This is a genomic window from Micromonospora sp. NPDC050784 (assembly GCF_044456765.1).
Lineage (GTDB): Bacteria > Actinomycetota > Actinomycetes > Mycobacteriales > Micromonosporaceae > Micromonospora > Micromonospora foliorum.
The window spans coordinates 78,960-105,499 of the sequence record NZ_JBITGG010000022.1 but is presented as its reverse complement, the minus strand read 5'-3'; the positions used below and the strand labels follow the sequence as shown (position 1 = coordinate 105,499).

Annotated in this window: 22 protein-coding genes; 10 read left to right on the top strand and 12 right to left on the bottom strand. The window is 71.0% G+C overall.

The genetic code is table 11. From position 1 onward, the window contains the following. Positions 1-140: 140 nt before the first annotated feature. Positions 141-1,400, bottom strand: coding sequence for a glycoside hydrolase family 16 protein (locus ACIBD9_RS26260; protein WP_238658047.1), 1,260 nt, complete (start codon positions 1,398-1,400; stop codon positions 141-143). Positions 1,401-1,778: 378 nt separating this feature from the next. On the opposite strand from ACIBD9_RS26260, the gene ACIBD9_RS26255 reads away from it, so the two are divergent. Continuing rightward, positions 1,779-2,177 carry a hypothetical protein gene (locus ACIBD9_RS26255; protein ID WP_112585399.1) on the top strand — a complete coding sequence of 133 codons (399 nt, stop codon included), beginning with the start codon at positions 1,779-1,781 and terminating at the stop codon, positions 2,175-2,177. Between the two features lie 18 nt (positions 2,178-2,195). Here the strand turns inward: ACIBD9_RS26255 and ACIBD9_RS26250 are convergent, their stop codons facing one another. The 3 genes from ACIBD9_RS26250 to ACIBD9_RS26240 form a co-directional block, all read right to left on the bottom strand. Continuing rightward, positions 2,196-3,662, bottom strand: coding sequence for an aminotransferase class V-fold PLP-dependent enzyme (locus tag ACIBD9_RS26250; RefSeq protein ID WP_396721669.1), 1,467 nt, complete (start codon positions 3,660-3,662; stop codon positions 2,196-2,198). Beyond that, positions 3,652-5,337, bottom strand: coding sequence for an ATP-binding cassette domain-containing protein (locus ACIBD9_RS26245; protein ID WP_396721667.1), 1,686 nt, complete (start codon positions 5,335-5,337; stop codon positions 3,652-3,654). Before ACIBD9_RS26245 ends, ACIBD9_RS26250 begins: the two co-directional genes overlap by 11 nt. Positions 5,338-5,448: 111 nt before the next feature. Further along, the gene (locus ACIBD9_RS26240; RefSeq protein WP_396721665.1) at positions 5,449-6,069 is read right to left on the bottom strand and encodes a TetR family transcriptional regulator C-terminal domain-containing protein; all 621 of its coding nucleotides are present in this window, start codon (positions 6,067-6,069) and stop codon (positions 5,449-5,451) included. 68 nt (positions 6,070-6,137) lie between these two features. Here ACIBD9_RS26240 and ACIBD9_RS26235 point away from each other — a divergent pair, with 68 nt between their 5' ends. Beyond that, on the top strand, positions 6,138-6,854 hold the full coding sequence (locus ACIBD9_RS26235; protein WP_396721663.1) for an SDR family NAD(P)-dependent oxidoreductase: 717 nt from the start codon (positions 6,138-6,140) through the stop codon (positions 6,852-6,854). Positions 6,855-7,056: 202 nt separating this feature from the next. Here ACIBD9_RS26235 and ACIBD9_RS26230 read toward each other — a convergent pair whose 3' ends face one another. Further along, positions 7,057-7,890 (bottom strand): alpha/beta fold hydrolase, encoded by an 834-nt coding sequence (locus ACIBD9_RS26230; RefSeq protein WP_396721661.1) that lies wholly within the window; start codon positions 7,888-7,890, stop codon positions 7,057-7,059. Further along, positions 7,887-8,471, bottom strand: coding sequence for a TetR/AcrR family transcriptional regulator (locus tag ACIBD9_RS26225; protein ID WP_396721659.1), 585 nt, complete (start codon positions 8,469-8,471; stop codon positions 7,887-7,889). The genes ACIBD9_RS26230 and ACIBD9_RS26225 overlap by 4 nt, the downstream gene beginning before the upstream one ends. A 136-nt stretch (positions 8,472-8,607) precedes the next feature. Here ACIBD9_RS26225 and ACIBD9_RS26220 point away from each other — a divergent pair, with 136 nt between their 5' ends. The 6 genes from ACIBD9_RS26220 (at position 8,608) to ACIBD9_RS26195 (ending at position 17,040) form a co-directional block, all read left to right on the top strand. Continuing rightward, positions 8,608-9,786: a glutathione-independent formaldehyde dehydrogenase gene (locus ACIBD9_RS26220; protein WP_396721657.1), complete on the top strand. Its 1,179-nt coding sequence runs from the start codon at positions 8,608-8,610 to the stop codon at positions 9,784-9,786. Between the two features lie 643 nt (positions 9,787-10,429). Further along, a complete protein-coding gene (gene mmsA / locus ACIBD9_RS26215; RefSeq protein WP_396721656.1) occupies positions 10,430-11,977 on the top strand; it encodes a multiple monosaccharide ABC transporter ATP-binding protein in 1,548 nt (515 codons plus the stop codon). Beyond that, on the top strand, positions 11,974-13,272 hold the full coding sequence (gene mmsB, locus ACIBD9_RS26210) for a multiple monosaccharide ABC transporter permease (protein ID WP_387176760.1): 1,299 nt from the start codon (positions 11,974-11,976) through the stop codon (positions 13,270-13,272). Before mmsA ends, mmsB begins: the two co-directional genes overlap by 4 nt. 51 nt (positions 13,273-13,323) lie before the next feature. Then, on the top strand, positions 13,324-14,427 hold the full coding sequence (locus ACIBD9_RS26205; protein WP_396721654.1) for a substrate-binding domain-containing protein: 1,104 nt from the start codon (positions 13,324-13,326) through the stop codon (positions 14,425-14,427). A gap of 112 nt (positions 14,428-14,539) precedes the next feature. Beyond that, a complete protein-coding gene (locus tag ACIBD9_RS26200; RefSeq protein ID WP_396721652.1) occupies positions 14,540-15,802 on the top strand; it encodes an ROK family protein in 1,263 nt (420 codons plus the stop codon). Between the two features lie 149 nt (positions 15,803-15,951). Continuing rightward, on the top strand, positions 15,952-17,040 hold the full coding sequence (locus ACIBD9_RS26195) for a DNA glycosylase AlkZ-like family protein (RefSeq protein ID WP_396721651.1): 1,089 nt from the start codon (positions 15,952-15,954) through the stop codon (positions 17,038-17,040). 48 nt (positions 17,041-17,088) lie between these two features. Here ACIBD9_RS26195 and ACIBD9_RS26190 read toward each other — a convergent pair whose 3' ends face one another. Genes ACIBD9_RS26190 through ACIBD9_RS26180 form a run of 3 tightly spaced genes read right to left on the bottom strand, consistent with a single transcriptional unit; the run spans position 17,089 to position 19,393 of the window. Further along, positions 17,089-18,078 carry an ABC transporter permease gene (locus ACIBD9_RS26190; RefSeq protein ID WP_396721649.1) on the bottom strand — a complete coding sequence of 330 codons (990 nt, stop codon included), beginning with the start codon at positions 18,076-18,078 and terminating at the stop codon, positions 17,089-17,091. Then, the gene (locus ACIBD9_RS26185) at positions 18,075-18,965 is read right to left on the bottom strand and encodes an ABC transporter ATP-binding protein (protein WP_396721647.1); all 891 of its coding nucleotides are present in this window, start codon (positions 18,963-18,965) and stop codon (positions 18,075-18,077) included. The genes ACIBD9_RS26190 and ACIBD9_RS26185 overlap by 4 nt, the downstream gene beginning before the upstream one ends. A 20-nt stretch (positions 18,966-18,985) precedes the next feature. Beyond that, entirely contained in the window at positions 18,986-19,393 is a 408-nt protein-coding gene (locus tag ACIBD9_RS26180) for a GntR family transcriptional regulator (RefSeq protein WP_030335957.1), read from the bottom strand. A gap of 279 nt (positions 19,394-19,672) precedes the next feature. Between ACIBD9_RS26180 and ACIBD9_RS26175 the strand changes: the two genes are divergently transcribed. Beyond that, entirely contained in the window at positions 19,673-20,941 is a 1,269-nt protein-coding gene (locus ACIBD9_RS26175) for an Nramp family divalent metal transporter (RefSeq protein WP_396721646.1), read from the top strand. 285 nt (positions 20,942-21,226) lie between these two features. Here ACIBD9_RS26175 and ACIBD9_RS26170 read toward each other — a convergent pair whose 3' ends face one another. Further along, complete coding sequence (locus ACIBD9_RS26170; protein ID WP_396721645.1) at positions 21,227-21,499, bottom strand: hypothetical protein; 273 nt, start codon at positions 21,497-21,499, stop codon at positions 21,227-21,229. A 177-nt stretch (positions 21,500-21,676) separates the two neighbouring features. Further along, positions 21,677-23,980, bottom strand: a complete 2,304-nt coding sequence (locus ACIBD9_RS26165; RefSeq protein WP_396721643.1) for a M64 family metallopeptidase — start codon at positions 23,978-23,980, stop codon at positions 21,677-21,679. Between the two features lie 339 nt (positions 23,981-24,319). On the opposite strand from ACIBD9_RS26165, the gene ACIBD9_RS26160 reads away from it, so the two are divergent. Further along, the gene (locus ACIBD9_RS26160; protein ID WP_396721642.1) at positions 24,320-25,429 is read left to right on the top strand and encodes a ricin-type beta-trefoil lectin domain protein; all 1,110 of its coding nucleotides are present in this window, start codon (positions 24,320-24,322) and stop codon (positions 25,427-25,429) included. A 74-nt stretch (positions 25,430-25,503) separates the two neighbouring features. On the opposite strand, the gene ACIBD9_RS26155 is transcribed toward ACIBD9_RS26160, so the two are convergent. Beyond that, positions 25,504-26,469, bottom strand: a complete 966-nt coding sequence (locus tag ACIBD9_RS26155; protein WP_396721640.1) for a hypothetical protein — start codon at positions 26,467-26,469, stop codon at positions 25,504-25,506. Positions 26,470-26,540: the final 71 nt, after the last annotated feature.

Here is a 26,540-nt window from a genome sequence, read left to right as displayed (position 1 = left end):
CCGGATTTTGGACTAATCCGAACATAGTGGTCGTAAGCCCGGGCTCTCCGCCCATCGAGCCAATCCGGCCCGCGGAGGGGAACACGGCGGTGGGCCGCCCGAGTTGTCCTCGGACGGCCCACGCCTTCGTGCCCGTGTCGTCAGATGCGAGACCACTTCTGGTTGGCGGCGCCGAGGCAGTCCCACAGGTGCAGCTTGCCGCCGTTGTTGGGGTTGGCGTCCCGCACGTCCACGCACTTGTTGGCGTTGAGGTTGACCAGGTCGCCAGCGGCGTTGAGGGTGAAGCGCTGCGCGGTGTTGCCATTGCAACTGACCAGGTTGACCTCGGTGCCGTTGGCGGTGCCGGCCCATGCCGGGTCCATGCACTTGCCCATCGCGCGGATGGTTCCGTCGGAGGCGAAGGTCCAACTCTGGGCCGCCGTGGTGTTGCAGTCCCAGATCTGGAGTTTGGCGCCCTCGACCGGGTTGGCGCCGGGGATGTCGATGCAGCGACCGCTCTGCGCGCCCCTGATCCGGTTGGTTCCGGGAGTCGGTTCGCCCCCACCCCCCGAGGTGTAGCTGGACACCCGGACGTAGTCGACGAGCATCTGCTGCGGGAACTGGGTCGAGCCGTCCGGGTAGCCGGGCCAGTTACCACCGACGGCCACGTTGAGGATCATGAAGAACGGGTGGTCGAACACCCAGCGGTTGCCGCCGAGCCGAGCGGGGTCGACCCGGTGGTACTGCACCCCGTCGACGTACCACGTGATGACGTTCGGCTCCCAGTCCACCCGGAAGGTGTGGAAGGTGTCGGCGAGCGGCGCGCCGAGGGTGCGGCTGCCCGTGATGCCGCCGCCACCGGAGTAGCCGGGCCCGTGCACGGTGCCGTAGACGGTGTTGGGCTCCCGGCCGATGTTCTCCATGACGTCGATCTCGCCGGCGTCGGGCCAGCCACCGCCGGTGCCGAGCATCCAGAAGGCCGGCCAGATGCCCTGACCGCGCGGGATCTTGATCCGAGCCTCGAATCGCCCGTACGTCTGGGTGAAGGTCGCCGCCGTCAGCAACCGCGCCGACGTGTACTCGCAGCGCCCGTAGTGGCACTGGTAGTTGGCGGGGTTGTCCCGGCGGGCGGTGATGACCAGGTTGCCCTGGCCGTCGTGGACGGCGTTGCTGGTGCTGTTCGTGTAGTACTGCCGCTCGTTGTTGCCCCAACCGCTACCGCCGATGTCGAACCGCCACTTGCTCTGGTCGACTGGCGTGCCGGCGGGGGAGTTGAACTCGTCCTGCCAACTGATGGGGCCGATGGCGGCCTCGGCCCGGTCGGGATACGCCGGGACGACGAGCGCCGTCGCGGTCGCGACGAGGGCGACCGCCAGGAGTACGAGGGGGCGGAAGCGGAGGCTGGGCCGGGCTGTGAACACGGGAGGCTCCTCAGCTTGGGGGTGGTGGAGGCGGTATACGGGGATAGAGAGCGCTCTCTAAAGCGAAGCATGTCGATATCGTGACTTTCTGTCAAGAGTGTTTCCAATATCACGACCGTCCGTTACCGCCCGATGCTGACCAGTGAGCGGTGAAGCGCCGGCCCGGTCGTCACCAGGGGATCGGTCGATGCCTCCGAGATGGACGGCGCCGACTTGTCGAAGAAGTTCGGCGCCGCCTGAGGGTTACTCGATAGCGGTCGAATCGACCCTTCCTATTGCCGTGGGGCGTCCACGCGGGACAGGATGACGAGGCGTGCCGGAAACTTTCCCGTAACCTGCGCGCTGCTGGTCTCTGTCACAAGGAAGTGGGAGTCAGTCATGAGCGAGGCGTCGACGGCGCTGGGTGTGCGCCTCTACCCGGATCTGGTCGAGCGGGGTGGTCTGGCCCCCGCGCTCATCGAAACCGCTGCCCGGCACGGGCTCGATGTCGGCCGGGTGACCGCACCCGAGCAGGGGCGGGCCCGGTTCACCTGCGCCGAGCTGCACTCCGACGAGGGCGTGGTCTGCGTCGGGCTGGGATCGCAGGCCCGATACTTCATGATTGACCTGCGCGTCTCGGGCGAGGTTCTCGCGCGCGGTGACGTCATGGACCTGGTGCAGGTCGCCCAGGTGGCCGCGGCCTGGCGGGCCGGCCTGACCTTCGCCGAGCTGACCGCCCGGTTCCCGTTCATGGAGGAGATCAAGCACCGCCCGGCGCCGGTGGCCCAGGTCAGCTAGTCGGCGCGGTCGGGCAGGTCAGCAGCGCAGCCGAGGTGGCAGCGGTGACTCGGTACCGACCTCCCGATTGAGGTAGGTCGACTGGGCGAAGTCGACGAAGCGCTCCGCGTCGGTCGCCGTGGAGGCCAATCCGAACGAGACCCGGACCGCGCCGCCCGTCGGCAGACGCAGCGCCGTGAGGTACTGGTCGATCGTGTCGACCCCGGCCAACAGCCGCTGCCGCGTCGACCTCCGGCTGATGCCGAACGCGCCCTCGCCCGCGCCCGGATTGCAGAAACAGCCGGTACGCAGGGAGAAGCCCGCGGCGGCCGCCTCCCGTGCGACGAGCCGCTCGTCGACAAGCGTGCCGTCCGGGTGGCGGAGGTTGAACGTCACCGTCCCACCGCGCCCCGCACCCGTGGTCGGCCCGTACACCTGGACCAGCGGCCCGCCGGTGTCGTGCCGCAGGGTGGCCAGCCGCGCCAGCAGCCACTCGGTGAGCAGGCTGACCCGGGCGTGGACGAGGTCCACGCCGATCGAGTCGAGCCAGCGCAACCCGAACTCCACGTCCGGGATGCTCAGGAAGTTGAGCGTGCCGTCCTCGAAGGCCGACTCGTCGTCCATCGGCCGGTGCCAGTCGCCCTGCACGCTTACCGCGCGGATCGTGCCGCCGGCGAACCACGGACGGCGCAGCCGGGCCAGCGCCGTACGGCGGGCCAACAGCGCGCCGACCCCGGTGGGGTAGCCGAAGAGCTTGTACCAGCTCAGGCAGACGAAATCCGGCCGGACGACGCTGAGGTCCAGTCGGTTCGTCGGCGCGAAGGCGGCAGCGTCGAGCAGCACGTCGTAGCCCCGCTGGTGGGCCAGCTCCACCCAGCCCAGCGGGTGCTGCACCCCGGAGAAGTTGCTCTGCGCCGGAAAGGCGAACAGCCCACGGCGACCGGGCCGACCCCACCGTCGGGCCAGGCTGCCCCGGCCCGCGTCGAGCGCCGCGACCAGCTCCGACTCGGCGACCCGCAGCTCCGGTCCGCTGAGCGGCACGTAACGCACGGACGCGCGGGCCGACCGGGCGTACTCGCGGATGCCGTTGACCGAGTTGTGGTTGTCCCAGGTCAGCACCAGCGGCGCGGCCCGGCCGAAGTCGTACGCCTCGCCGACCAGTCGACAGGCGCCGCTGGCGTTCGGGGTGAAGACGACGGCGTACTCGGCCGGGTCGGCGCGGAAGAAGTCGAGCACCGCGCGTCGCGCCGACTCCACCAGCGAGCCCGCCGCCACACTCGTGGGGTTCTCCGAGTGGGGGTTGCTGTACAGGCCGGCGAGCAGCCGGTCGTGGTGGGCGCGAACCTGGGCCCGGGCCGCCACCCCGGCGCCGGCGTAGTCGAGGTACACCTGCCCGTCGGTGTCCAGGTGTCGGTACTCGGTGGCGCGCAGCTCGTCGATGCGGCCGGTGGCGGCGTACCCCGGCAGCGCCGCGGGCGAGGCGTGCGGCGTCGGGTCAGGACGCACGACGGGGATCCCGTCGGAGCAGGACCACCCAGGCCGCGCCCAGGAAGAGCAGCACGAAACCGCCGAGCACCAGCCAGTCGACCCACACCGGCCGGGAGAAGCTGTCGCCGTACGTGGCCAGCAGCGGCGGCCCGAGCGGAGAGCCGCCGTCGCGCCAGAGCCGCTCCACCCCGGCGGTGTGCCCCAAACCCTCGAACGCCCACCGGTTCGACATCGCGTAGCTGAGCCACTGCCCGCCGACCGCCATGGCCGGCACCGGCAGGATCGCGCCGACGAACAGCACCTGCGGGAAGCAGAGCATCGGCAGCATGAGCGTCGCCTGGGCCGCGTCGGACACGGCCGCCGAGCAGAGCAGACCGAGGGCGAGCGCCGCAGCCGAGGAGAGCAGCAGGGTCGCGTACAGGGCGGCGAAGTCGGCGCCGCCGACCGGCGGCAGCCGGTCCATGCCGCGCAGCACCCCGAGCAGGGCCAGGTCCACCAGGGCCAGCAGCGGCAGCAGCACCGCGACCTTCGCCAACAGGTACGGGAGCAGCCGGACACCGGCCAGCCGCTCCCGGCGCAGGATCGGGAGCTCGGTGCAGATCTGGAGGAGACCGTAGGTCAGCCCGAAGAAGAAGCCGCCGAACGCGATCCAGAACAGGATCATCACGGTCACCGTCGGGCTGGGTCTGGTCGGCTCGAACGCCCCGGGACGGAACAGCAGCGCGAACATGCCGAGCACCATCAGCGGCGAGCCGAGCAGGATCGCCAGGGTCAGCCGGTTGCGGACGACGATCTCCGCGTTGCGCGCGGTGAGGACCGCCCACTGGCGCAGCCGGCCGACGCGCCGGGGCGGCGTCGCGGCGACGTCACAGTCGTCAAAGGCACGAGGCGGCTGCTCAGCCACGCGCCGTTCGGCGAAGCGATCGGGCCACTCGCCGGGTTGCGCCGCCTCGTCGAGCCGGAGGTGCACCTCGACGAGGGACCGCAGGCCGAAGAACTCCCGGGCGGCGGCCGGGGTGCCGGTGAACGCCAGACGGCCCTGCCGGGTCAGCACGACGACCCGGTCGCAGTGGTCCACGTCGGTGACCTGGTGGGTGGTCAGCACGACGGTGGCGCCCGTGTCGGCGAGCGCGCGGAGCACCCGGAGCAGCTCCACGGCGATCGCCGGGTCCAACCCGGAGGTGGGCTCGTCCAGGAAGAACACGCCGGGTCGGGTGAGCAGCTCGACGGCGATGCTGGCGCGTTTGCGTTCACCGCCACTGAGCAGGCCGACCGGCGTGGCGGCCCGGTCGGTGAGTCGCAGCTCGGCGAGCACCTCGGCGACCCGGTCACCGATCTCGGCCGGCCCGGTGGTGGAGGGCAGGCGCAGTCGGGCGGCGTACCGCAGGGTGCGGGCCAGGGGCAGCTCGCGGTGGATGATGTCGTCCTGCGGAACGACGCCGATGGTGCCAGCCGCGGCGGCGCCGTCGTACGTCACGGTGCCCGCCGCCGGTTGCTGCACGCCGGCGAGGATCTCCAGCAGGGTGGTCTTACCGGCGCCGCTGGCACCGATGATCGCGACCAGCTCGCCCGGCGCGACGCTTAGGGAGACGTCGGCCAGGATCTGGCGACCGCTCCGGACGCTCTGGCCCAGCCCCTGAGCGGCGATGCCGACACCGGTACGCGGGGGAGACGTGGTCTGCTCGGTCGTCATGTCGAGTGCTCGATCCGGTCGGGAGTGGTCCGCCTGAATATCGTGCCCCGCCGATGCTACTGAGCGACCGCGCAGTCTGCCCGGAGTGGACGGTCAGCGACCGTCGTCCGTTCAGCCGGTGGTGGTCCGCGCCTGTGCCGGCACCTGGAGGAGGTCCAGGCAGTTGCGCCACAGCGTTTCCAGCTGGGCCGGGTCGTTGAGCAACTTCGCGAGCAGGACCCGCCCCTCGATCTGGGCGACGATCGATCGGGCGGCCTCCCGGCTGTCGACCGCCGGGCCCGCCAGGCCGCGCTCCTTCGCCTCGACGACGACCTGCTCGATGATGCTGATCTGCTCCTCGAAGATCTCCTGGAGCCGACTGCGGATCTCCTCGGCCTGGTTGCTGAGTTCGAGGGCGAGGTTGCCGAACAGGCAGCCCGCGACCACGCCAACTTTCTGCTGGCCGACGCGCTGGACCTCCTCGGTGGCCTCGAACAGGTCCCGGAGCCGCTGGAGCGGGTCGCGCTCGCTGCCGAGCAACTGCTCCCACTGGCGGCGCTGGGTGGCCCAGTGCTCGTCGATGACGGTGCGGGCGAGCGCCTGCTTGGATTCGAAGAAGTAGTAGAAGCTGCCCTTCGGCACGCCCGCCACCGCGCAGATCTCGGCCACGCCGAGCGCGGTGTAGCCGCGCTGCTCGATCAGCGTGGCGGCCGCGTCGAGGATCTTGTTCTTCGCGTCACTGGTCCGACCCATGCCTCGACGATACACGACCGGTCGGCTAGCTTTTAGTAGACCAGTCGTCTAGTGGAAGTGGTTTTCTCATGAACAGCAGTCAGGGACAGAAGGTCGTCGTGATCACCGGTGCCTCCCAGGGCATCGGCGCCGACCTCGTGGACGCCTACCGCAAGCTCGGGTACGGCGTCGTGGCGACCTCACGCTCGATCGGGGCGTCCGACGACCCGGAGATCGTCACGGTCCGGGGTGACATCGCCGAGGCCGACACCGCCGAGCGGGTGGTGCGTGCCGCACTGGATCGCTTCGGGCGGATCGACACCCTGGTGAACAACGCCGGCGTCTTCGTCGCCAAGCCGTTCACCGACTACACCGACGAGGAGTTCGACCTGGTCACCAAGGTCAACCTCGCCGGGTTCTTCCACCTCACCCAGCGCGCCATGCCGCACCTGCTGGCCAGCGGGGCTGGTCACGTCGTCAGCATCACGACCAGCTTCGTCGACCAGCCCAACTCGAACGTCCCGTCGGTGCTCGCCTCCCTTACCAAGGGCGGCCTCAGTTCGGCCACCAAGTCGCTGGCCATCGAGTACGCGGGGCGCGGTGTCCGGGTCAACGCCGTCGCGCCCGGCGTCATCAAGACCCCGATGCACCCGGTCGAGACGCACGAGACGCTCGCGGGCCTGCACCCGGTTGGCCGGATGGGCGAGACCAGCGATGTGGTCGACGCCGTGCTCTACCTCGAGTCGGCGCCGTTCGTCACCGGCGAGATCCTGCACGTCGACGGTGGCCAGAACGCCGGTCACTGACCCGCGGGCCGTCCGCACCGGTGGTGCGGATCCGGTCAGCGGCGGCCGGTGCGACACCCCGCGCGGGGGTAGGTGAGCGATATGGCCACCGCCTCGCGCGCCGATGGAGCACCGGTCGCCGCCAGCCGGCGGCGTGTCTCGGCGGAGCTGCCGGAATCTTGGCCGGCTCGGGCAGGCCGTCGGAATTCGGCCGGCTCGGCGGCTAGGCCGCCGGAACCTCGGCGAAGAACTGCCGCAGGGCGGCGGCGACCAGTGTGGGTGCCGTCATCGTCACGAAGTGCGACTGCCCCGGCCAGACCACGTAACGCGCCGCCGGAATCGTCCTTGCGAGGGTCCTCATCGTGGTGGGCATCGGCTCCCAGGTGTCCGCGCCGGCCAGCAGGAGAGTCGGCACGGCGATAGAGGACCAGCGGGTGATGTCCGTGCTGTCCTGCGCGAGGGCTTCGAGATCGTGCAGCCAGCCGACCGCCGAGCGGCGCGCCTCGACCGGGTCGGGCACCCGGTCGCCCGCGCCGGCGGCCATCGCGGCGACGATCTCGGCCGGAACACGCGTCACGCCGTTCAGGGCCGCTGCCATCGCCGCGGTGTCGTCCCGCTCGAAGGCGGCACGGTACCGGTCGAGCAGCGGCGCGATCTCCGCCCCGGCCGCGAAGAGTGGCGGCTCGAAGATGGCCAGGGAGCGTACGTCGCGCGGGTCGGTCGAGGTGGTGTGCAACGCCAGGGTCGCTCCGTAGGACGCGCCGACGAGGTGAACCGGTCGGCCCGAGGATTTCCGGGCCGCCTCGATGACGGCGAGCAGGTCGGCGGTCTCGCCCTGGAAGGACTTGGTGCCGTCCGGAACGTCGCTGGGACCGTAGCCGCGTCGGGCCGGCAGCCATACCTGGTGGCCGTTGGCGAGGCGCTCCGCGACCGCGGCCCACGAGTGCAGCCCGCCACCTGAGCCGTGCACGAGGACGACGGGGTCTCCGACGCCCAGGCGCCGTACCACCAGGCGAGTCCCGTCGGCCGACTCGACCGACTGATCGTGGTTGCTCACTGCTGCTCCCGTTTCTCGGTTGGCCAGTTACACAACGTGGTGTGCACCGCGTCGAGGATCGACTGCCACGACGCGTCGACAGCGCGGGGATGCCCGAAACCGTCGACTGTTTCGAGGCTCGCGAAGCCGTGGAAGGTGCTGCGGACGAATCGCATCGCGTCGGTCAGGGCCGGTTCGTCGAGCCCGTACCCGCGCAGCATCGCGTAGCTCAGCTCGATCATGCGGAGGTGCCCGGCCGACCGGGTGCCGACCTCGGGCGGCAGTTGAAGCTGGGTCGCCGCGTACTGCCCCGGATGCGTGACGGCGAACGCGCGCCAGGCATCGGCGAACCCGACCAGGGCCTGGCGGCCGGCCCGCCCCGCCACCGCGATCGCGAGCGCGTCGGCGAACGTGGCCGCCGCCCGGACCGCGACGTGCTCGATCAACGCGTCGCGGCTGCGGACGTGCACGTACAGGGCGGCGTCCGAGACCCCGAAGTGCCGGGCGACGGCCGCGACGGTCAACCGGGACAGACCGACCGAGTCCGCCAACTCGGCCGCGGCGGCCGAGACGCGCGCGCTGGTCAGACCCTGCCGTGGCATACCGAACCTTTGCTCAGCTAGGAAAAAACTTAGGAGCCCTAAGATAGCACCGTCGGCTCGGCCACCCGGCCGGGCAGGCATGAACGGCGCAATCGGGGGAAGACCGGCCGCTCCACCACCGAACAGGAGAGCCGGGATGAGAGCCGTCGTCTACACGGACGTCCGGACGGTCGCGGTACGGGAGGTTCCCGACCCGACACTGGAGGCGGAGACCGACGCGCTCGTGCGGATCACCTCCACCGCCCTGTGCGGCACCGACCTGCACATGTACGACGGCCGAACCAGCGCCGAACCCGGCCTGGTGCTCGGTCACGAACCGCTGGGTGTGGTGCAGGAGGTGGGCGCCGCGGTGCAGACCGTCCGGCCGGGCACGCGGGTGGTGGTCCCCACGCACCTGTTCTGCGGGACGTGTGTGATGTGTGCTCGCGGGCTCTCGGCGGCCTGTCTGCGGGCCCGGGCCGAGGGGCCGGGCGCGGCGTACGGGTACGCGGGGATGGGTCCGTACCGGGGTGCGCAGGCCGACCTGCTGCGGGTGCCGTGGGCCGACGCCAACTGCGTCCCCCTGCCCGGTGAGCCGGGGGACGCGTACGAGGACGACTTCGTGCTGCTCGCCGACGCGTTCGTCACCGGCTGGCACGCCGCGGCCACCCTCGCCGAGGTCGAGCCCGGTGACACCGTCGCGGTGTTCGGCGCCGGCACCGTCGGTCTGCTCGGCGCCTACTCGGCGCTGCTGCGAGGTGCCCGGGTGGTGTACTCCGTCGACGGTGTCGACGCCCGACTCGACAAGGCCGGTGAGCTCGGCGCCGTGCCGATCGACTTCCGCCGGGGCGACCCGGTCGAGCAGATCCGCGCCGACCGGGCCCGGACCGGGCTGCCGCTCGGCGAGGAGAAACTGGGCGGAGTCGACAAGGTCATCGACGCGGTCGGGTTCCAGGCCCGCGACCGGGAGCACCCCGACCGGGAGCGTCCGAACCAGGTCATCGCCGACGCGGCCCGGCTGGTCAACGCCGCTGGCGCGATCGCGGTCGCCGGCGTCTTCCCGGACCGGGACCCACACCCCGGCCCCGGCGCGGACGGCCAGGAGAACCTCGTCGCGCCGTGGGGAGCGCTGTTCAGCAAGGGGGTCGCGGTCCGGTTCGGTCGCACCCACGACCGTCGCTACACCGTCCTGCTGCGGGATCTGGTGGTCGCGGGCCGAGCACGCCCCAGCATGATCGTCACCCACCACGGCACCCTGGCCGACGCCCCCGAGCTGTATCGCCACTTCGACCGGCGGGAGCACGGCGTGATCAAGGCGGTGCTGCACCCCAGCTGAGCGGCCTGCCCGTCGCGGGTCCGCCGTGAACTGGGCGGTGCTGTACTCCAGCTGACCGGCCTGTCCGTCGCGGTCCGCCGTGATCAAGGCGTTGCCGCATCCTCAGCTGACGGCCTGGCGCGTCGCGGCGTGCCACCACGAACTGCGCGTAAGGGACGGCAAGGCACTGACCTGGCGTCCGGTGGCCACCGCTACAAGCTGGCGACGGTCGATGCGTCCGACCGGCAGAGGCGTGGGTCACATCAACGGCCCGAGGTTCGTTTTGGCGGCTCGCGTACGACGCCGGGCGGGTGCCCGATCGCCATCGTTCGATGGGCCGGTCTGTGCGCCGCGCCACCGGCGGCACCCTCCCTGCCGTGTCTTGCCTGGTGGGAAAGCTGCGGGTAGCGGCGGGGGTCGATCGGGGCGTTGTCGCAGGTAGGCGTCGGTGCTGCGGCCGGACGGAGGCGCCGGGAGGGGCTGCGGTGGCCGCTGTGGCAGGCGAACACTCTGCCACATCTATATTGCCGGATTGTTACTTTTTCAACAGCCCCTCGCCTTGCGGATGGCCCTCCGCCCGCAATACGTTGCCGTCAACAACAAAACCAAGTGAAGGTTCAACCTTCCGGAGGCAACCGATGACGTTGGCGAGGTGGTACGAGCGATGAGCGACGTGCCCATCCTCCTTGAGATGCGCTCCATCACCAAGGAGTTTCCCGGAGTCAAGGCCCTCTCCGACGTCAACCTGGTGGTTCGCGCCGGCGAGATCCATGCCATCTGCGGCGAGAACGGCGCGGGCAAGTCCACCCTGATGAAGGTGCTCAGCGGGGTGTACCCGCACGGCACCTACGACGGCAAGATCATTTACCAGGGGTCGGAGAGCAAGTTCTCCAACATCCGGGCCAGTGAGAACGCCGGCATCGTGATCATCCACCAGGAGCTCGCGCTCATTCCAGGGATGTCGATCGCCGAGAACATCTTCCTCGGCAACGAACCGCGCAAGCGGGGCGCGATCGACTGGAAGGCCGCGAACCGGATGGCGCTGGACCTGATGGCCCGGGTCGGTCTGGAAGAGGACCCGGACACCCTGATCAAGGACATCGGGGTCGGCAAGCAGCAGCTCGTCGAGATCGCCAAGGCGTTCGCCAAGGACGTGAAGCTGCTCATCCTCGACGAGCCCACCGCGGCTCTCAACGAGGCCGACTCCCGGCACCTGCTGGACCTGCTGCGTGGTTTCCGCTCCCGCGGCATCACCTCGATCATGATCTCGCACAAGCTGAACGAGATCGAGGCGATCGCCGACCAGATCACCATCCTGCGCGACGGCCGGACCGTGGAGACCCTCGACGTCAAGGCGGACGGGGTCGACGAGGACCGGATCGTGCGGGGCATGGTCGGCCGCGAGCTGAGCAGCCGGTTCCCGGACCACACGCCGAAGATCGGTGAGGTCTTCTTCGAGGTCCGCAACTGGAACGTCCGGCACCCGATCTCCGCCGAGCGGCAGGTCTGCAAGAACGAGAGCTTCGTGGTGCGCCGCGGCGAGATCGTCGGCTTCGCCGGTCTCATGGGCGCGGGCCGCACGGAACTCGCGATGAGTGTCTTCGGCCGCTCCTACGGGGTGTACGAGTCGGGCACGATCATCAAGGACGGCAAGGAGATCGTCCTGAAGTCGGTGGCGGATGCCATCGACAACGGGCTCGCGTACGTCAGCGAGGACCGCAAGGCGATCGGCCTCAACCTGCTCGACGACATCAAGACGTCGACGGTCGCCGCCAAGCTGTCCAAGATCTCGCACCACGGCGTCCTGGACGAGGTCGAGGAATACCAGGCGGCTGAGGCGTACCGCAAGGAGTTGCGGACCAAGGCCCCGACGGTCGACGAGAGCGTCTCCAAGCTCTCCGGCGGCAACCAGCAGAAGGTCGTCCTGGCCAAGTGGATGTTCACCGACCCGGACCTGCTGATCCTCGACGAGCCGACGCGCGGCATCGACGTGGGTGCCAAGTACGAGATCTACGGCATCATCCAGCGGCTCGCCGACCAGGGGAAGGGCGTCGTCGTCATCTCCTCGGAGCTGCCTGAGCTGATCGGGCTCTGCGACCGCATCTACACAGTGTTCGAAGGCGCCATCACGGGCGAGATCGCCCGGGCGGACGCCACCCCGGAAAACCTCATGAAGCAGATGACCTCGACGAAGAAGATGGCCACCCGATGAGCCGATTGAAGGACCTTCAGAAGAACCTGTTCGGAGGCACCACCTCCAACGCTCGCCAGTTCGGGATGATCTTCACCCTGGTGGCGATCGTCGTCCTGTTCCAGATCCTGACCGATGGCCTCACCCTGCGGTCGGACAACCTGATCGCGCTGTTCCAGCAGAACTCGTACATTCTGATTCTGGCAATCGGCATGCTCATGGTGATCGTGGCCGGGCACATCGACCTCTCGGTCGGCTCGGTCGCCGCCTTCGCGGGCATCCTGGTCGCCAAGTCGATGACCGAGTGGGACCTTCCCTGGCCCGCTGCCATCGTGTTCGGCCTCGCCATCGGCGCGGCGATCGGCGCCTGGCAGGGCTTCTGGGTGGCCTACATCGGGGTGCCGGCGTTCATCGTCACCCTGGCGGGCATGCTGCTCTTCCGGGGCGGCAACCAGTTCATCGGCAACGCGCAGAGCATCCCGGTGCCGGAGGGCTTCCGGGAGATCGGCTCCGGCTTCCTGCCCGAGTTCGGGCCGAACACCGGCTACAACAACGCCACGCTGCTGCTCGGCCTGGCCGCGGCGGTCGCCGTGGTCTGGCGTGAGATCCAGGCCCGTAAGACCCGCCGGGCCATGGACGCCGACCCGGCGCCCATGTGGATCTCGGTCCTGCGGATGGCCATCATGGTCGGCGTGATCGCCTTCGCGGCGCTGCGCTTCGCCAGCGGTCGCGTCGGCACCAGCTTCCCGATCTCCGGCATCATCCTGCTGGTCCTGGTCATCGCGTACTCCTTCTACACCCGCAACACGGCCGGTGGCCGGCACATCTACGCGGTGGGCGGCAACTCCCGGGCGGCCGAGCTGTCCGGCGTGAAGCTCAAGCGGGTCAACTTCTTCGTCATGATGAACATGTCCGTCCTGGCCGCACTGGCCGGCATGATCTTCGTGGCCCGTTCGGCGGCCTCCGGACCGCAGGACGGCAACGGCTGGGAGCTGGACGCCATCGCCGCGGTCTTCATCGGTGGCGCGGCCGTCGCCGGCGGTATCGGCACCATCAGCGGCTCCATCGTCGGTGGTCTCGTCATGGCCGTGCTCAACAACGGCCTGCAGCTGATGGGCGTCGGCACCGACCGCGTCCAGATCATCAAGGGTCTGGTCCTGTTGCTGGCCGTCGCGATCGACGTCTACAACAAGAGCCAGGGGCGCTTCTCCATCATCGGGAGCCTGATGCGGCCGTTCCGCCGCGAGGACTCCGCCCCACCCGCCTCACCGCCGGACGCGGAGCGCGAGCCCGCCAAGGCAGCGGTGTCCGGCTGACGGCCACCGACCTCTCCACCCGTCTCACACCAAGAAAGGCAAGTCCTCACCATGCGTAAATTCTTCGGCACGTCGGTGGTGGCCATCAGCGCCGCCGCCATGCTGGCCCTCGCCGGCTGCGGTTCCGGCCGCGACGGCGACAGCGGCTCCAACGGCGAGGCGGCCAAGGGCTTCGCGGCCAACTCGCTGATCGGCGTGGCCCTGCCGGCCAAGACCTCGGAGAACTGGGTCCTCGCCGGTGACCTGTTCAGCAACGGCCTCAAGGAGGCCGGTTTCCAGGCTGACGTGCAGTACGCCGGCGCGTCGACCACGGTCGCCGACCAGCAGGCCCAGATCACCGCCATGACCACCAAGGGCGCCAAGGTCATCGTCATCGGCGCGACCGACGCCGCGCAGCTGTCGACCCAGGTCGCCGCGGCGCACGCCGCCGGTGCCAAGGTGATCGCGTACGACCGTCTGATCAAGAACACGCCGGACCTCGACTACTACGTCGCGTTCGACAACTTCAAGGTCGGCCAGCTCCAGGGCCAGGCCCTGCTGGACGGCATGAAGGCCAAGAAGCCGAACGGCCCGTACAACATCGAGCTGTTCTCCGGCTCGCCGGACGACAACAACGCCGGTGTCTTCTTCGACGGCGCGATGAGCGTGCTCAAGCCGGAGATCGACAAGGGCACCGTCGTCGTCGCCTCGGGTCAGAAGGACGTCAAGCAGACCGCCATCCAGGGCTGGAAGGCCGAGGGTGCGCAGGCCCGCATGGACCAGCTGCTGACCTCGACCTACGGCAGCAAGGAGCTGGACGGCGTCCTCTCTCCGAACGACACGCTGGCCCGCGCCATCCTGACCTCGGTCAAGGGTGCTGGCAAGCCGACCCCGATCGTCACCGGTCAGGACTCCGAGGTTGAGTCGGTCAAGTCGATCGTCGCTGGCGAGCAGTACATGACGATCAACAAGGACACCCGCAACCTGGTGAAGGAGACCATCAACATGGTCAAGGCTCTCCAGGCCGGCGACAAGCCGCAGGTGAACGACACCAAGTCCTACAACAACGGCAGCAAGGTCGTCGACACGTACCTGCTCCCGCCGGTCGCCGTCACCAAGGCGAACGCGGCTGAGGCGTACGCCAGCGACCCGAAGCTCGCGCCGCTCACCAAGTAATCAGCGCACGGTAGGTAGTAACGCCGATGGGTCCCGGGTCTCCTCTACCGGGACCCATCGTCGTCCCTGCACCCCCGCACCAACCGGCATCGACCCGGAAGGAGGTCTGACCGTGGCGACACCAGTACGGTCCAGACCAGCCGGCGTCGGCCGCAACGCCGAGTCCCCGCTGCCGCCGGTCCCCGGCGCCAGCCAGGAGGAGATCCGGCGGCAGAACCTCGGCGCTGTGCTGCGCTACGTCCACCTGCACGGACCGACGTCCCGGGCCGAACTGACCAGCCGGCTCGGTCTGAACCGAAGCACCATCGGCGCCCTCGCGGCCGACCTGGTCACCAGCGGTCTGGTCAGCGAGGAGGCACCCACCACGGCCCGCCGCGCCGGCCGGCCCTCACTGGTGGTCAGTCCCCGCTCCGACCGGGTCTACGCACACGCGCTGAGCATCGACGCGGACCGGCTGCGTGCCGCCCGGGTCGGCCTCGGCGGGCAGATCCTCGATCTGCGGGAGATCCCCCGACCCAGCGGCATGTCCGCGATCGACGCCGTCGGGCCCCTCGCCGAACTGGTCCGCGACATGGAACGTTCGGTGGCCGGCGACGCGCTGCTGGTCGGCGGCGCCGCCGCGGTCACCGACACCACCCGCGACCCGGACGGCAGGATCCGGATCGCCAGCATCGACGAGACGCTCGGCGCCGCGTTGGAGGCGGAGTTCAGCTCCGGCCCGGGGTTCGTGGCCGGTGACCTGGCGGACATCGCCGGCCTGGCCGAGCACGTCCGGGGCGTCGCGGCCGGCATCGACGACGTCATCTACCTGCACGGCGACCTGGGCATCAGCGCCGGCATCATCGTCGGTGGACGATTGGTGGTCGGCCACCGGGGCCACAGTGGCAAGGTCGGCCACATGGTCGTCAACCCCAACGGCCTGCCCTGCGGCTGCGGGTCACGCGGCTGCTGGGAGACCGAGATCTCCGAAGCCGCGCTGTTGCGGCACGCCGGCCGTGACCCGAGCGACCGCGCGGCGGTGGCCGAGGTGCTGCGCGCGGCCGCGGACGGCGACCGGACCGCCCGTGCGGCGGTCGAGCAGGTGGCGGACTGGCTCGGCTTCGGCGTGGCGAATCTGGTCAACGTGGTCAACCCGGACGCCGTGGTCTTCGGTGGCTCGCTGCGCGACATCTTCACCGCCGGGGCGGACGTGGTCCGGGACCGGCTGGACACCATGCCACTGCCCGCCTCCCGGGAGCACCTGCGGCTGCGCGCGGCGGCACTCGGCCGCGACGCGGTGCTGATCGGCGCCGCCGAGTTGGCGTTCGACAAACTCCTGGCCGACCCGCTGAACGTCGGCGTCGCGGGCCAGGTCGGGACCGCCGAGCCCGGGTAGCCGCGACTGTCCGCCGGCGCCGCCCGGCTCCGCAAGTGACCCGACATCGGCCGCGACCCCGTGGGCAGACGGCCGTGGTGGCCGTGCAGACCCGAGGTTCGGCTCTCTGGGCCCGGTCGGTGTCGGTGGTCGTCGTTAGGCTCACCGGCGTGGATGTGCACCGACTCGATCGGGCCCAGGCGCGGCGGATCGCCATCCGGGCCCAGCTGCTGGCCGATCCGCACCCGACCGACCTGCTGACCGTGGTCCGCCAGTTGACCCTGGTGCAGATCGACCCGACCGCCGCCGTCGCGCCCAGCGCCGACCTCGTCTGCTGGAGCCGGCTCGGCTCGTCGTACCAGCCCGTTCAGATGCGCGAGGCCCTCGAACGGGACCGGACGCTCTTCGAGCACCAGGCGATGGTGCGACCGATGGACGACCTGGGGCTCTTCCTCGCGGCGATGGCGGCGTCGCCCGGTCATGAGCGCCACCGCGAGTGGCTGCGCACCAACGACTCGTTCCGGCGAAACGTCCTCGACCTGCTCGGCCGCTCCGGTCCGCTGCTCTCCCGAGACATCCCCGACACGAGCGCCGTGCCCTGGCCGTCGTCCGGCTGGACCAACAACCGCAACGTCACCCAGATGCTGGAGTTCCTGGTCCTGCGCGGCGAGGTCGCGATCGCCGGCCGCCAGGGCCGACAGCGGCTCTGGGACGTGGCCGAGCGGGTCTACCCGGCCGACGTGCCCGTCATCGAGCTGGAGCAGGCGCGCCGGCTCCGCAACGAGCGTCGGCTGCGGGCGCTGGGCATCGCCCGCGAGAAGGCGGTGGTCGTGCCCGGCGAGCCGGCTGAGGTCGGCGACGCCGGCGAGCCAGCGATCATCGAGGGCGTCGCGGGGGAGTGGCGGGTGGACCCGGCCGCGCTCGGTCAGCCCTTCACCGGGCGTACGGCGCTGTTGTCGCCGTTCGACCGGCTGGTGCACGACCGGGTCCGTCTCGCCGACCTCTTCGAGTACGAGTACGTGCTGGAGATGTACAAGCCCAAGGCGAGTCGACGGTGGGGCTACTTCGCGCTGCCGATCCTGCACGGCGATCGGCTGGTCGGAAAGGTGGACGCCACGGCCGAGCGCCGGCGCGGCACGCTCACCGTGCACGCCATCCACGAGGACGTGCCCTTCACCCCCGAGGTGACCCGGGCCGTGCACGAGGAGCTGCACGACCTGGCGTCCTGGCTGTCGTTGACCGTCGAGGGTCTGCGCTGACGGGTGATCGCCGAGGCCCCCGCTCCCCGACGAGCACCCGTCACCCGGCTAGGCGATCCGGCGGATCCGGCGCACCGCGAGGTAGAGCAGGAGCACGGCGAGGGCGACGAAGATGCCCGTCTCGATGCTCTGGAACAGCCAGAACCGGTCCGCCGGCTGGTACAGCTGCCAGTTGTACGCGCCCGGTTCGAGACCCAACTCGGCGCCGCAGACCCGACCGTCCGGCCCCTTCCCGCCCGGTGGGCACTGGATCCGGGTGTCCTCCGCGATCATCGTGCCGTCGGGGTTCTTGATGCCCTGGGTGAGGATCCAGTCTCCCCGGCTGATCTCCGGTGGCCCTTCCCCCTCGATCGGGAAGGTCTGGGTGCGGGCCGGCTGGTAGTGCGGTCGGGCCAGGATCTCCACCGCCGCCCGTACGCCGATGAACCCGGCGAGGGTGATGCCCATGGCCGGCAGCATCCGCTTCCAGACGGTGCCGGCGAAGACGCCGAGCGCGACAGCGAAGAGGGTGTAGCCGATCGGGGCGATGCCCTGAAGGTCGAAGACGATCATGCCGAGCCGGCCCTCGTACGCGGCCTGGGTGAGCGGGTCGACCCACCACGACATGCCCAGCCCGTAGACCGCCGCGAGGATCACGACGGCCCCTCCCACCAGCCCGAACTTCACCAGGGCCCAGCGGGTCCGGCCGACGCCCTGGGTCCAGACGAACCGGTGCGTGCCGTGCTCCACCTCGCGGGCGACCAGCGGTGCACCCCAGAACAGGCCGACCAGAGCCGGCAGGGTGATCAGTAGTACGGCCACCAGATTCAGGCTGCTGTACTGGTTGCCGAAGCGGCGGAAGCCCGCGTCGCACGCCTCCCGGGTCGCCGCCGCCACGTTGGTGTCCGCGAGTTGGCGTGCGCAGTCCGCCAGCCCGAGGTCGGAGAAGGTGTGCCGCATCGACAGGCCGATCGGCACCAGCAGGGCGGCCATCGCCGCGAGCCCCAACAGGGTGTAGAACGCCTGCTTGCGGTGTTGCCGCCAGGTCAACCAGATCATGCTGCTACCCCCCACTCGCTGTGACTGGTCTGCGTGGTGCCGTCGGCCAAATAGGCCAGCACGACGTCCTCGAGGCTCACCTCCCGGACCGTCCAGGCCGGATCGGTGACCGGCCCGTCCGTGCGGACCAGCAGGGTGGACTGCCGGTCGGTGTGGCTGGCCCGGACCACTGCGGCGACGCCCCCGATAGCGCCGCCGTCGTGCCGAGGGCCGACCAGTTGGCGGTGCTCGGCGACCAGGTCGTCGACCGCGCCGGTGAGTTGCACCTGGGAGGCGTTCAGCACGATCAGGTAGTCGCAGACCCGTTCCAGGTCGGCCAGCAGGTGCGAGGAGAGCAGGACCGTGGTGCCGGACTCCGCGACGCTGCCCATCAACGACTGGAGGAACTCCCGTCGGGCCAGGGGGTCGAGGCTGGCGACCGGTTCGTCGAGCAGTAGCAGCCGCGGCCGCTTGGCCAGCGCGAGGGCAAGCGCGACCTGGGCCCGTTGCCCGCCGGAGAGCTTGCCGACCGGCTTGTCCGGTGGAATGCCGAGCTGCGCCAGCCGCCGGCGGGCCAACGCCGCGTCCCACCGCTTGTTCAACTTGCCGCCGGCGATGACCAGTTCGGCGGCGGTGAAGTCCCGGTACAGCGGGGTGTCCTGGGCGACGAACCCGATGTCGGCGAGGCCCTCCGTGTCGCCGTACGGGGACCGGCCGAACACCCGGACCGTGCCGGCGTCGGGCTTGAGCAGCCCGACGGCCAGGTGCAGCAGCGTGCTCTTACCCGCGCCGTTCGGCCCGACCAGCGCGGCGATCCGGCCGGCCGGCAGATGCAGCGAGCAGTCCCGCAAGGCCCAGGTGCTGCCGTACCGCTTGCCGAGCCGGTCTGCTTCCAAGACCATGTCCATCCCTTGTCCTCTCGTTCCGCTCACGCGGGCTCCTTCTGTGGGGCGTCGTCGGCGAGGGTGGCGCGCAGCGTCGTCTCCACCAGGGCGATGACGTCCTCGGCCGTGAGGCCGGCGGCTTGCGCCCGGTGTAGCCAGGCGACCAGGTCATCGCGCAGCTCGGCCTGATTCGGCAGGGACGCGCCGGCCAGGGTGCGCTGGACGAAGGTGCCCACCCCGGGTCGGCCGCCGACCAGACCCTCGATCTCCAACTCCCGGTACGCCTTCAGCACCGTGTTCGGGTTGATCGCCAGGGATTGCGCGACGTCCCGGACCTTCGGCAACTGGTCGCCCGGTGTCAGCAGACCCACTCGCAGCGCCTGTTTCACCTGCTGCACGAGCTGCATGTAGGTGTTCACCTTCGACCGGCTGTCCAGTACGAACTCGATCACTCCCGATGATCCTTCCTGTTGTCCTACGACAGTAGGACTAATAGACAGCTTCATCGGTGACCAACCGGCTGTCAAGTCCGGCGCGGCAGGTTCTGCGCACGCCCGGCGCGTCCGGTTCGGCGCGCCGCGGTCCGTCCGGCGTGGTCCTTCCGGCGCGCCGTGCCCTGCGGCGGCGCGGTGGGCCGGCCCTGGTGGCACCGGCAGGCCAGCGGTTGGCACCGACGGGTCAACCCGAGGGGAAGGGACCGGCAGCGATCCGCGTGGAAGGGGAGGTGTTCGATGGTCACCAACGAACTGACGACGTCACGGGCGACTCCGCTGCAGGCCGCTCGCGCCCGGGGCCGCGTACGCGGGCGGTTGATCCTGCTCGGCCCGGCGTTCGTCGCCGCCGTCGCCTACGTCGACCCCGGCAACTTCGCCACCAACTCCGCCGCCGGTGCCCGCTACGGCTACCTGCTGGTCTGGGTCGTGGTGGTGGCCAACCTGATGGCGATGTTGGTGCAGACGCTCACCGCGAAGCTGGGCCTGGCCACCGGGCGCAGCCTGCCCGAGCTGTGCCGGGAGCGCCTACCCCGGCCGGTGAACCGGGTCATGTGGGTGCAGGCCGAGTTGGTCGCCATGGCCACCGACCTGGCCGAGGTGATCGGTGGCGCGGTCGCCCTGTACCTGCTCTTCGGTATCCCCCTGCTGCCCGGCGGGATCATCATCGGCACGGCCGCGTTCGCCGTGCTCGCGCTGCGCTCACGCGGGTACCGCGCCTTCGAGGTCGCCATCGCCGTTCTGCTCGGGGTGATCGTGCTGGCCTTCGCCGCCAACCTGCTCGCCTCCGGATCCGATCCCGGCTCGGCCATGGCCGGTCTGGTGCCGCGCCTGCAGGGCACGGACAGCGTGCTGCTGGCCGCCGGCATCCTCGGTGCGACCGTCATGCCGCACGTCATCTACGTGCACTCGGCCCTCACCCGCGACCGCATTCCCGCCGCCGACGACGCGGAGCGCCGGATCCTGTTCCGGGGTCAGCGCACCGACGTGCTGCTCGCCCTGAGTGCGGCCGGCGCGGTCAACCTCGCCATGCTGCTGATCGCCGCGGCCAGCTTCCGGGGCGGTGGTCCGGGTGGTGCGGACAGCCTGGAAGGGGTGCACGCCGGCCTCGGCCAGACCATCGGGACCGCCGCCGCGTTCGGGTTCGCCGTCGCGTTGCTGGTCTCGGGGCTCGCCTCCACGAGCGTCGGCACCTACGCCGGAGAGGTGATCATGCAGGGCTTCCTGCGGCGGCGGGTTCCGCTGCTGCTGCGTCGGCTGGTGACCCTGCTGCCCGCGCTGGCCGTACTCGGCATCGGCCTCGACCCGACCCGGGCGCTCGTGCTGTCCCAGGTCATCCTCAGCTTCGGCATCCCGTTCGCGCTGATCCCGGTGGTCGCCTTCACCCGCCGGCGCGACCTGATGGGCAACCTCGTCAACCACCCGCTCACCACCGCCGCCGCGTCCCTCGTGGCCGTGCTGGTGGTCGCGCTCAACGCGTTCCTCCTCTGGCAGGTCGTCGCCGGCTAGCCGGCCAGTCAGCGTCGCGGGCCGCGCTGGCTGGCCGGCGCTGCCGGTTGAGCCCGCTGGGCAGCGTCGCGGTCTGAGCCTGTTGGTCCGCGTCGCGGGCTGGGCCTGCTGGTCAGCGCTGCCGGCGGCCCGAGCCGGGCACCACCAAGAGCGTTATACCTGTGAGTCATAAATATGGCTCACAGGTATAACGCCGTTGGGACCATGTCCGGCCAGACACCGCTTGGGTGGCCTGGCGTGGGTGGCCGGGCCTGGCGTGGGTGGCCGTGCCGGCGGGAGTGGCTGTCAGGTGCGGCGCCCCTCGTCGCGAGTCGGGATTTCCTGGCGCTGTTCGAGGGCGTCCGCCGGGTTGGCGTCGGCCGGCAGCGACGTGACCTCCTCGAGCGTGCCCGCCGGGAGGGCGCCCTGCTCGGCCAGGTCGGCCTCGGTCGCCTCCGGTTCCACGTCACCCGACACCCGGTCCGGCGGCCCGACGTCGAACGCGTCCTGTCGTTGCTCAAGGGCGTCCGCCTCCGGCGGAGGGAAAGTGCCGCCCTGTTCGTCCCGGTACGTGCTCATCGGAGCCTCCCACCCGGCGGGTGTCGACATGCCGCCGGGCCGCTGCCTACCCGCCACCGCCGTACTCAGGCCGCCACGCGCCGGTCAGGATCTGGGCAGTCTCCGGGACGGTGCTGCCCCCGCGGCGGCGGAAGCACACCATCCCGGTAGTTGCGCGAATCTGGGGAGGGGCTGGCGTCACGCCCGGCGGCAGTGGCCTGCGACCGGCTCTCGCACCGTGGTGGGTGCCCTGAGGTCGACCGGGGCCGGGCCGCCCGAGCAGGCCAGCGCGCCCACCTGGCCGCCGGCCAGGATGGGCGCCGATGCGGTACCGGTCAGCGCCAGCCGCCCGGCCACCCGCGCCCCCACCAGCGTGACGTGGTCGGTGGTGCCGGTCAGCGTCACCGCGCCGCGTACCTCGGTGTTCAGCAACTCGACGGCGGCGGCGCGGGAGGCCACCAGGTTTCCGGCGATCGCGGAGCCCTGGGCGACCAGGGCGGCGCCGGGCGCGACGGTGACCGGGCCGGTCACGGTGGCCGTGCGCAGGCAGGTGACACCGGCGGTGACGGTCAGCGGGCCGGCGTGTCGGCCGGTGACCACGGTGGTGCAGGCCGGTGGTGGCGGGATCAGCGTGGCCGTGAACGTACGGGCAGGCCCGATGTTGCCGACGGCGTCGATGCCCCGGTACTCGATGCTGTGCCGGCCGTAGCCGGGGGACCGCTCGGCGAACGGGGACACGGACAGGCCGCCCGAGCCGAGGTTGCCGTAGACCAGGCCGTCCACGTCGGTGCCGGTGGCGGTGAACAGGAACGGCGACCGGGCGTCGGTGGGCCAGCCGTAGTAGTTGTGCCACCCGTCGCCGTCGAGCCGGAACTCCGAGGTGACCTGGCCGGTGCCGTCGTCGGTGCCGGTCAGCCCCATGGTGAACGGGCCGTTGTACACGTACTCCGTGGGTCGACCGGGCCGGGTGACGGTGAGCAGCGGCTCGGAGAGCGCGTACGCCACCTCGGGCCGCGTCGCGTCGACCGTCCAGGTGCGGGTCACCGACTTCCCGGTGCCCAGGTCGCTGACCCGGGCGGTCAGCCGGTGGGTGCCCCGCGACAGGCCCAGGGCGCCCAGGTCCACGTCCCGGTCGGTGCCGGTGTCGGCCACCGGCCGGCCGTCGAGCGTCCAGCGCACCCGCGGCGCCCGATCGGTGGGCTGGCTGGTCCGCACGTACACCACGTCGTGCGCACCGACCGGCCGGTCGGTCGCGGTGGACGCGGTGATCGCGACCGGCGCCTCCACCGCGGGGGTACGCAGCGCGGTGTCCACGGTCCACGTGCGGGTCTGGGTCAGCGCCGGTGAGTTGCGGACCGCCGGGTCGCGGACGAACTCCGTCGGGTCGGTCACCGTTGCGGTCACCGTGTGCCGGCCGGGGGAGAGCCGTAGTTTCCGCAGGACCAGGTGGCGGGCGTTGCCGGTGCGCGGCACCGCCCTGCCGTCCACCGACCACGTCACGGTCAGCGCGTGGCTCACCGGGTGCAGGGTGTCCACCCAGAGCAGACGGTCCGCGCCGACCGCCGCACCGGTGGCCGTACCGCCCTGCACGATGCCGACCCGGGCGGCGATCCGTTCGGTCATCCGCTCCCGGCCGACCTGGTCGAAGTAGAAGCCCAACGACTTCATCATCGAGTGTCGGCTCGGTCGCCACACCCCGCGCTGGAGGTACAGGCCGCCCTCGTAGCGGCCGATCGTCCCGCCCGCCTCGCTCGGCTCGCCCAGCCAGCGCCACCACTTGGCCCGGGTGTCGCGCATCTGCCGCTCGGTCAGCACGGTGTGGTGCACCGAGTCGGGTTCCGGCCCGCTGTAGGTGTCGCCGGGCACCCCGCGGCCGTAGTAGTCGTACTCGTCCTGCAAGCCACCGAGCGAGTGCCCCAGCTCGTGCGGGCTGATCAGCGCGGAGAGCGCGTTGCCGCCGGAGGCGGTGGCGTTGCTGCCGCCGGCCCCACCGTACGTGCCGCTGTTGGCCAGCGCGATCAGCTGCCGGTTGCCGGGGTTGGTGCCGACGGCCAGGTCGGCGTACGCGTTCGCGGCGGTGCCGTCGACCGTGAGCAGGCGTTGCACGCTCGCCGGGTTGCAACCACCCCAGAAGCCCATGCCCAGCGCGGTGTCGCGTCGCGGCGCGGACAGGCCGGGGTCGCAGTCCACCCCGGACTCCGCCGAGACGATCTCGACGGCGTAGACGTTGAAGTAGCTGCGGTAGGACTTGAACGGCTCGATCGTCCACAGGGTGTTGAGGTGCCGGTCCACGTGTGCTCGGAAGGTGGGCTGGTCGGCCTCGGTGTAACCGTCGCCCAGCAGCACCAGGTTGAACCGCGTCGCCGGGTCACCGGTGACCTGAATCGGCACCACGGTGGCGCCGGCCACCGGGGCGGCGGCCGGTGTGGCGGTGGCCGGTGTGGCGACCGTCAGTCCCGCCGCGACGAGCGCCGCGACGCACAACCCCGCTCTGATCCGCACCCTGCGCCCCTTCCCTGTGCCGGTCGGCCTGGTGTTGCCGGGCGGCGGGCCCGACGGGGGCGCCGTCGTCCGGGTCTGCCGCGACCGTGGACATCTCGGACCGTACCGGTCTGCGGACCGACAGGTAACCCTCGAGGCTCCTCGGTGGACGCCGAGGCCCGTCAAAGCGGGACCGCTCGGCGCAGGCAGCACGGCGTTCGGCTCGCGTCCGTGCCGGAATCGGTCCAGCCACTCCGGCCATCGCTCATCATCAATGAATCTGTCCGGTTGTGGACGTCGTTTTCGGCGGACGGCGTACCACCGACGGTCCCGGACGACAGTCGAGGAGAGGGATCAACCATGCGATGGAACGCACGACGGGCCGCCGCCGGGGCCTTCGGGCTCGTCCTCGGCGCCGTGCTGGCGCTGGCCCAGGTCGCACCCGCCGAGGCCGAGTCGAACGGTGGCGTACGCGTGATGCCACTCGGCGACTCGATCACCGACGGCTTTAACGTGCCCGGCGGGTACCGGATCAACCTGTGGCAGCGGCTGGCCGCCGGTGGCTACACAGTCGACTTCGTCGGCTCGGGGTTCAACGGGCCGGCCAGCCTCGGTGACCACGACCACGAGGGCCACTCCGGCTGGCGCATCGACCAGCTCGACGCGAACATCGTCACCTGGCTGCGGGCCACCGACCCGCGTACGGTGCTGCTGCACATCGGCACCAATGACGTGAACCAGAACTACAACCTCGCCAGCGCTCCGGCCCGGCTCTCCGGTCTCATCGACAAGATCAGGTCGACGGCTCCGGGCGCGGATGTCTTCGTCGCCACCATCACCCCGGAGTCCGACCCGAACCTGGAGGCCCGGGTGCAGGCGTACAACGCGGCGATCCCCGGGATCGTGGCGCAGAAGGGCAGCCAGGTGCACCTGGTCGACATGCACGCCGCGCTCACCACCGCCGACCTCGCCGACGGCGTCCACCCCAACGCCGGCGGGTACGACAAGATGGCGGCCCGCTGGTACGCCGCGCTGCAGTCGGTGCCCGGCAGCCTCGTTCCGGCGGGCGGACCGCCGGTGGGCACCGCCGTCGGCCTGGTCAACCCCGCCTCCGGGCGTTGCCTGGACGTGAACGGCGCCAGCACCACCGCCGGCGCCGCCACGATCATCTGGGACTGCCACGGGGGCGCCAACCAGCGCTGGACCCGCACCGCCGTCGGGGAGCTGCGGGTCTACGGCGATCGGTGCCTGGACGTGAACGGCGGGGCCAGCGCCGACGGCACGAGGGTGCAGATCTGGACCTGCAACGGCACCGCCGCGCAGCGCTTCACGTTCCGCACCGACGGCACGATCGTGCTGACCTCCGCCGGCAAGTGCGTGAGCGTGACGTCGGCCGGCACGGCCAACGGCACGACCACGCAGCTCGGGACGTGCAACGGCAGCGGCGCGCAGCGCTGGTCCGTCCGCTAGCGAACGCCCAGGGCCGGTCCACGTCGTACCCGACGGGGCCGGCCCCGGGCGGGCCGGGACCGGTCCGACGGCGGTCAGTCGACCGGCGTCTCGGGTGTGGGGCCCCGGCGGGCTCCGACGGCCAGCCCCAGCGCCAGCAGCACGCACACCGCGCCGACCACGAAGAGCAGCGAGGCGGCCGGCTGGCCCAGCCACTCCCAGTACGGGTGCCAGGCCGGGTGTGGCTCGCCGAGGTGGTGGTGCAGCAGCTGCGGTGCGGCCAGCGACACCGGCAGCCACCACAGCACCACGGCCACCCCGGCCAGGACGTTCACCGTGCCGCGTCGACGGCGTCCCTCGGTGCGTCGGCTGGCCCAGCCGAAGACCACCCAACCGGCCACCGCGCCCAGCACCGTGCCGAGCACTCCGGCGGGGACCACCAGGGGCGGCGGCGCGCGGTGCAGCTCGACCGAGAGGTAGGAGGCGTCGACGGCTGTCTGCGAGGAGATCGAGGCGTTCAGGATGGTGTCGCCACGGCGGGCGGTCAGCGCGGTGGTGGTGATCGCCCGCGGGGTGGCGCACATCTTGTCCGCGCAGCTGACGCCCCCGGACACCTGTGGGTCGTACACCCGCCAGCCGGCATCGGCCAGGCGCTCCCGGGCCACCGTGACGATCTGCTCGGCGGGCACCGGTGGCGCGCCGAGGGCGGTGGCGCCGGTGGCGCCCTCCTGATACTCCCCGCCGTCACCGAGCAACAGGGTCTTGACGGTGCCCAGGCGCAGCGCGTGCCCGTAGACGACGAAGAGCGCCGGCGGAGTGTCGATCTCGTCGAGGTCGTGGCCGGGAAAGACCTCGGTCAGGACGGCGGCGGCCTCGGCCCGGTCGGGTTGCGGTCGGGACGTCTCCCAGGCGGCCCGGCTGGCCAACGCGCCGGTGAAGAGGCCACAGATGACCGCTACGAGCGGCACCCACACCACGGCGGCGCCACCGGCGGGGCGGCCGAGGCGGCGCAGCAGCCGCCGTCCGGACGGGTCGGCCGGCGCGGTGTCGCTCTCCGACATGGTCACCCTCCAGCTCCAGAATCAGGCCGAGCGACAGTACATCGACCTGGGGCCCGGGCGCGTCCCCCCGA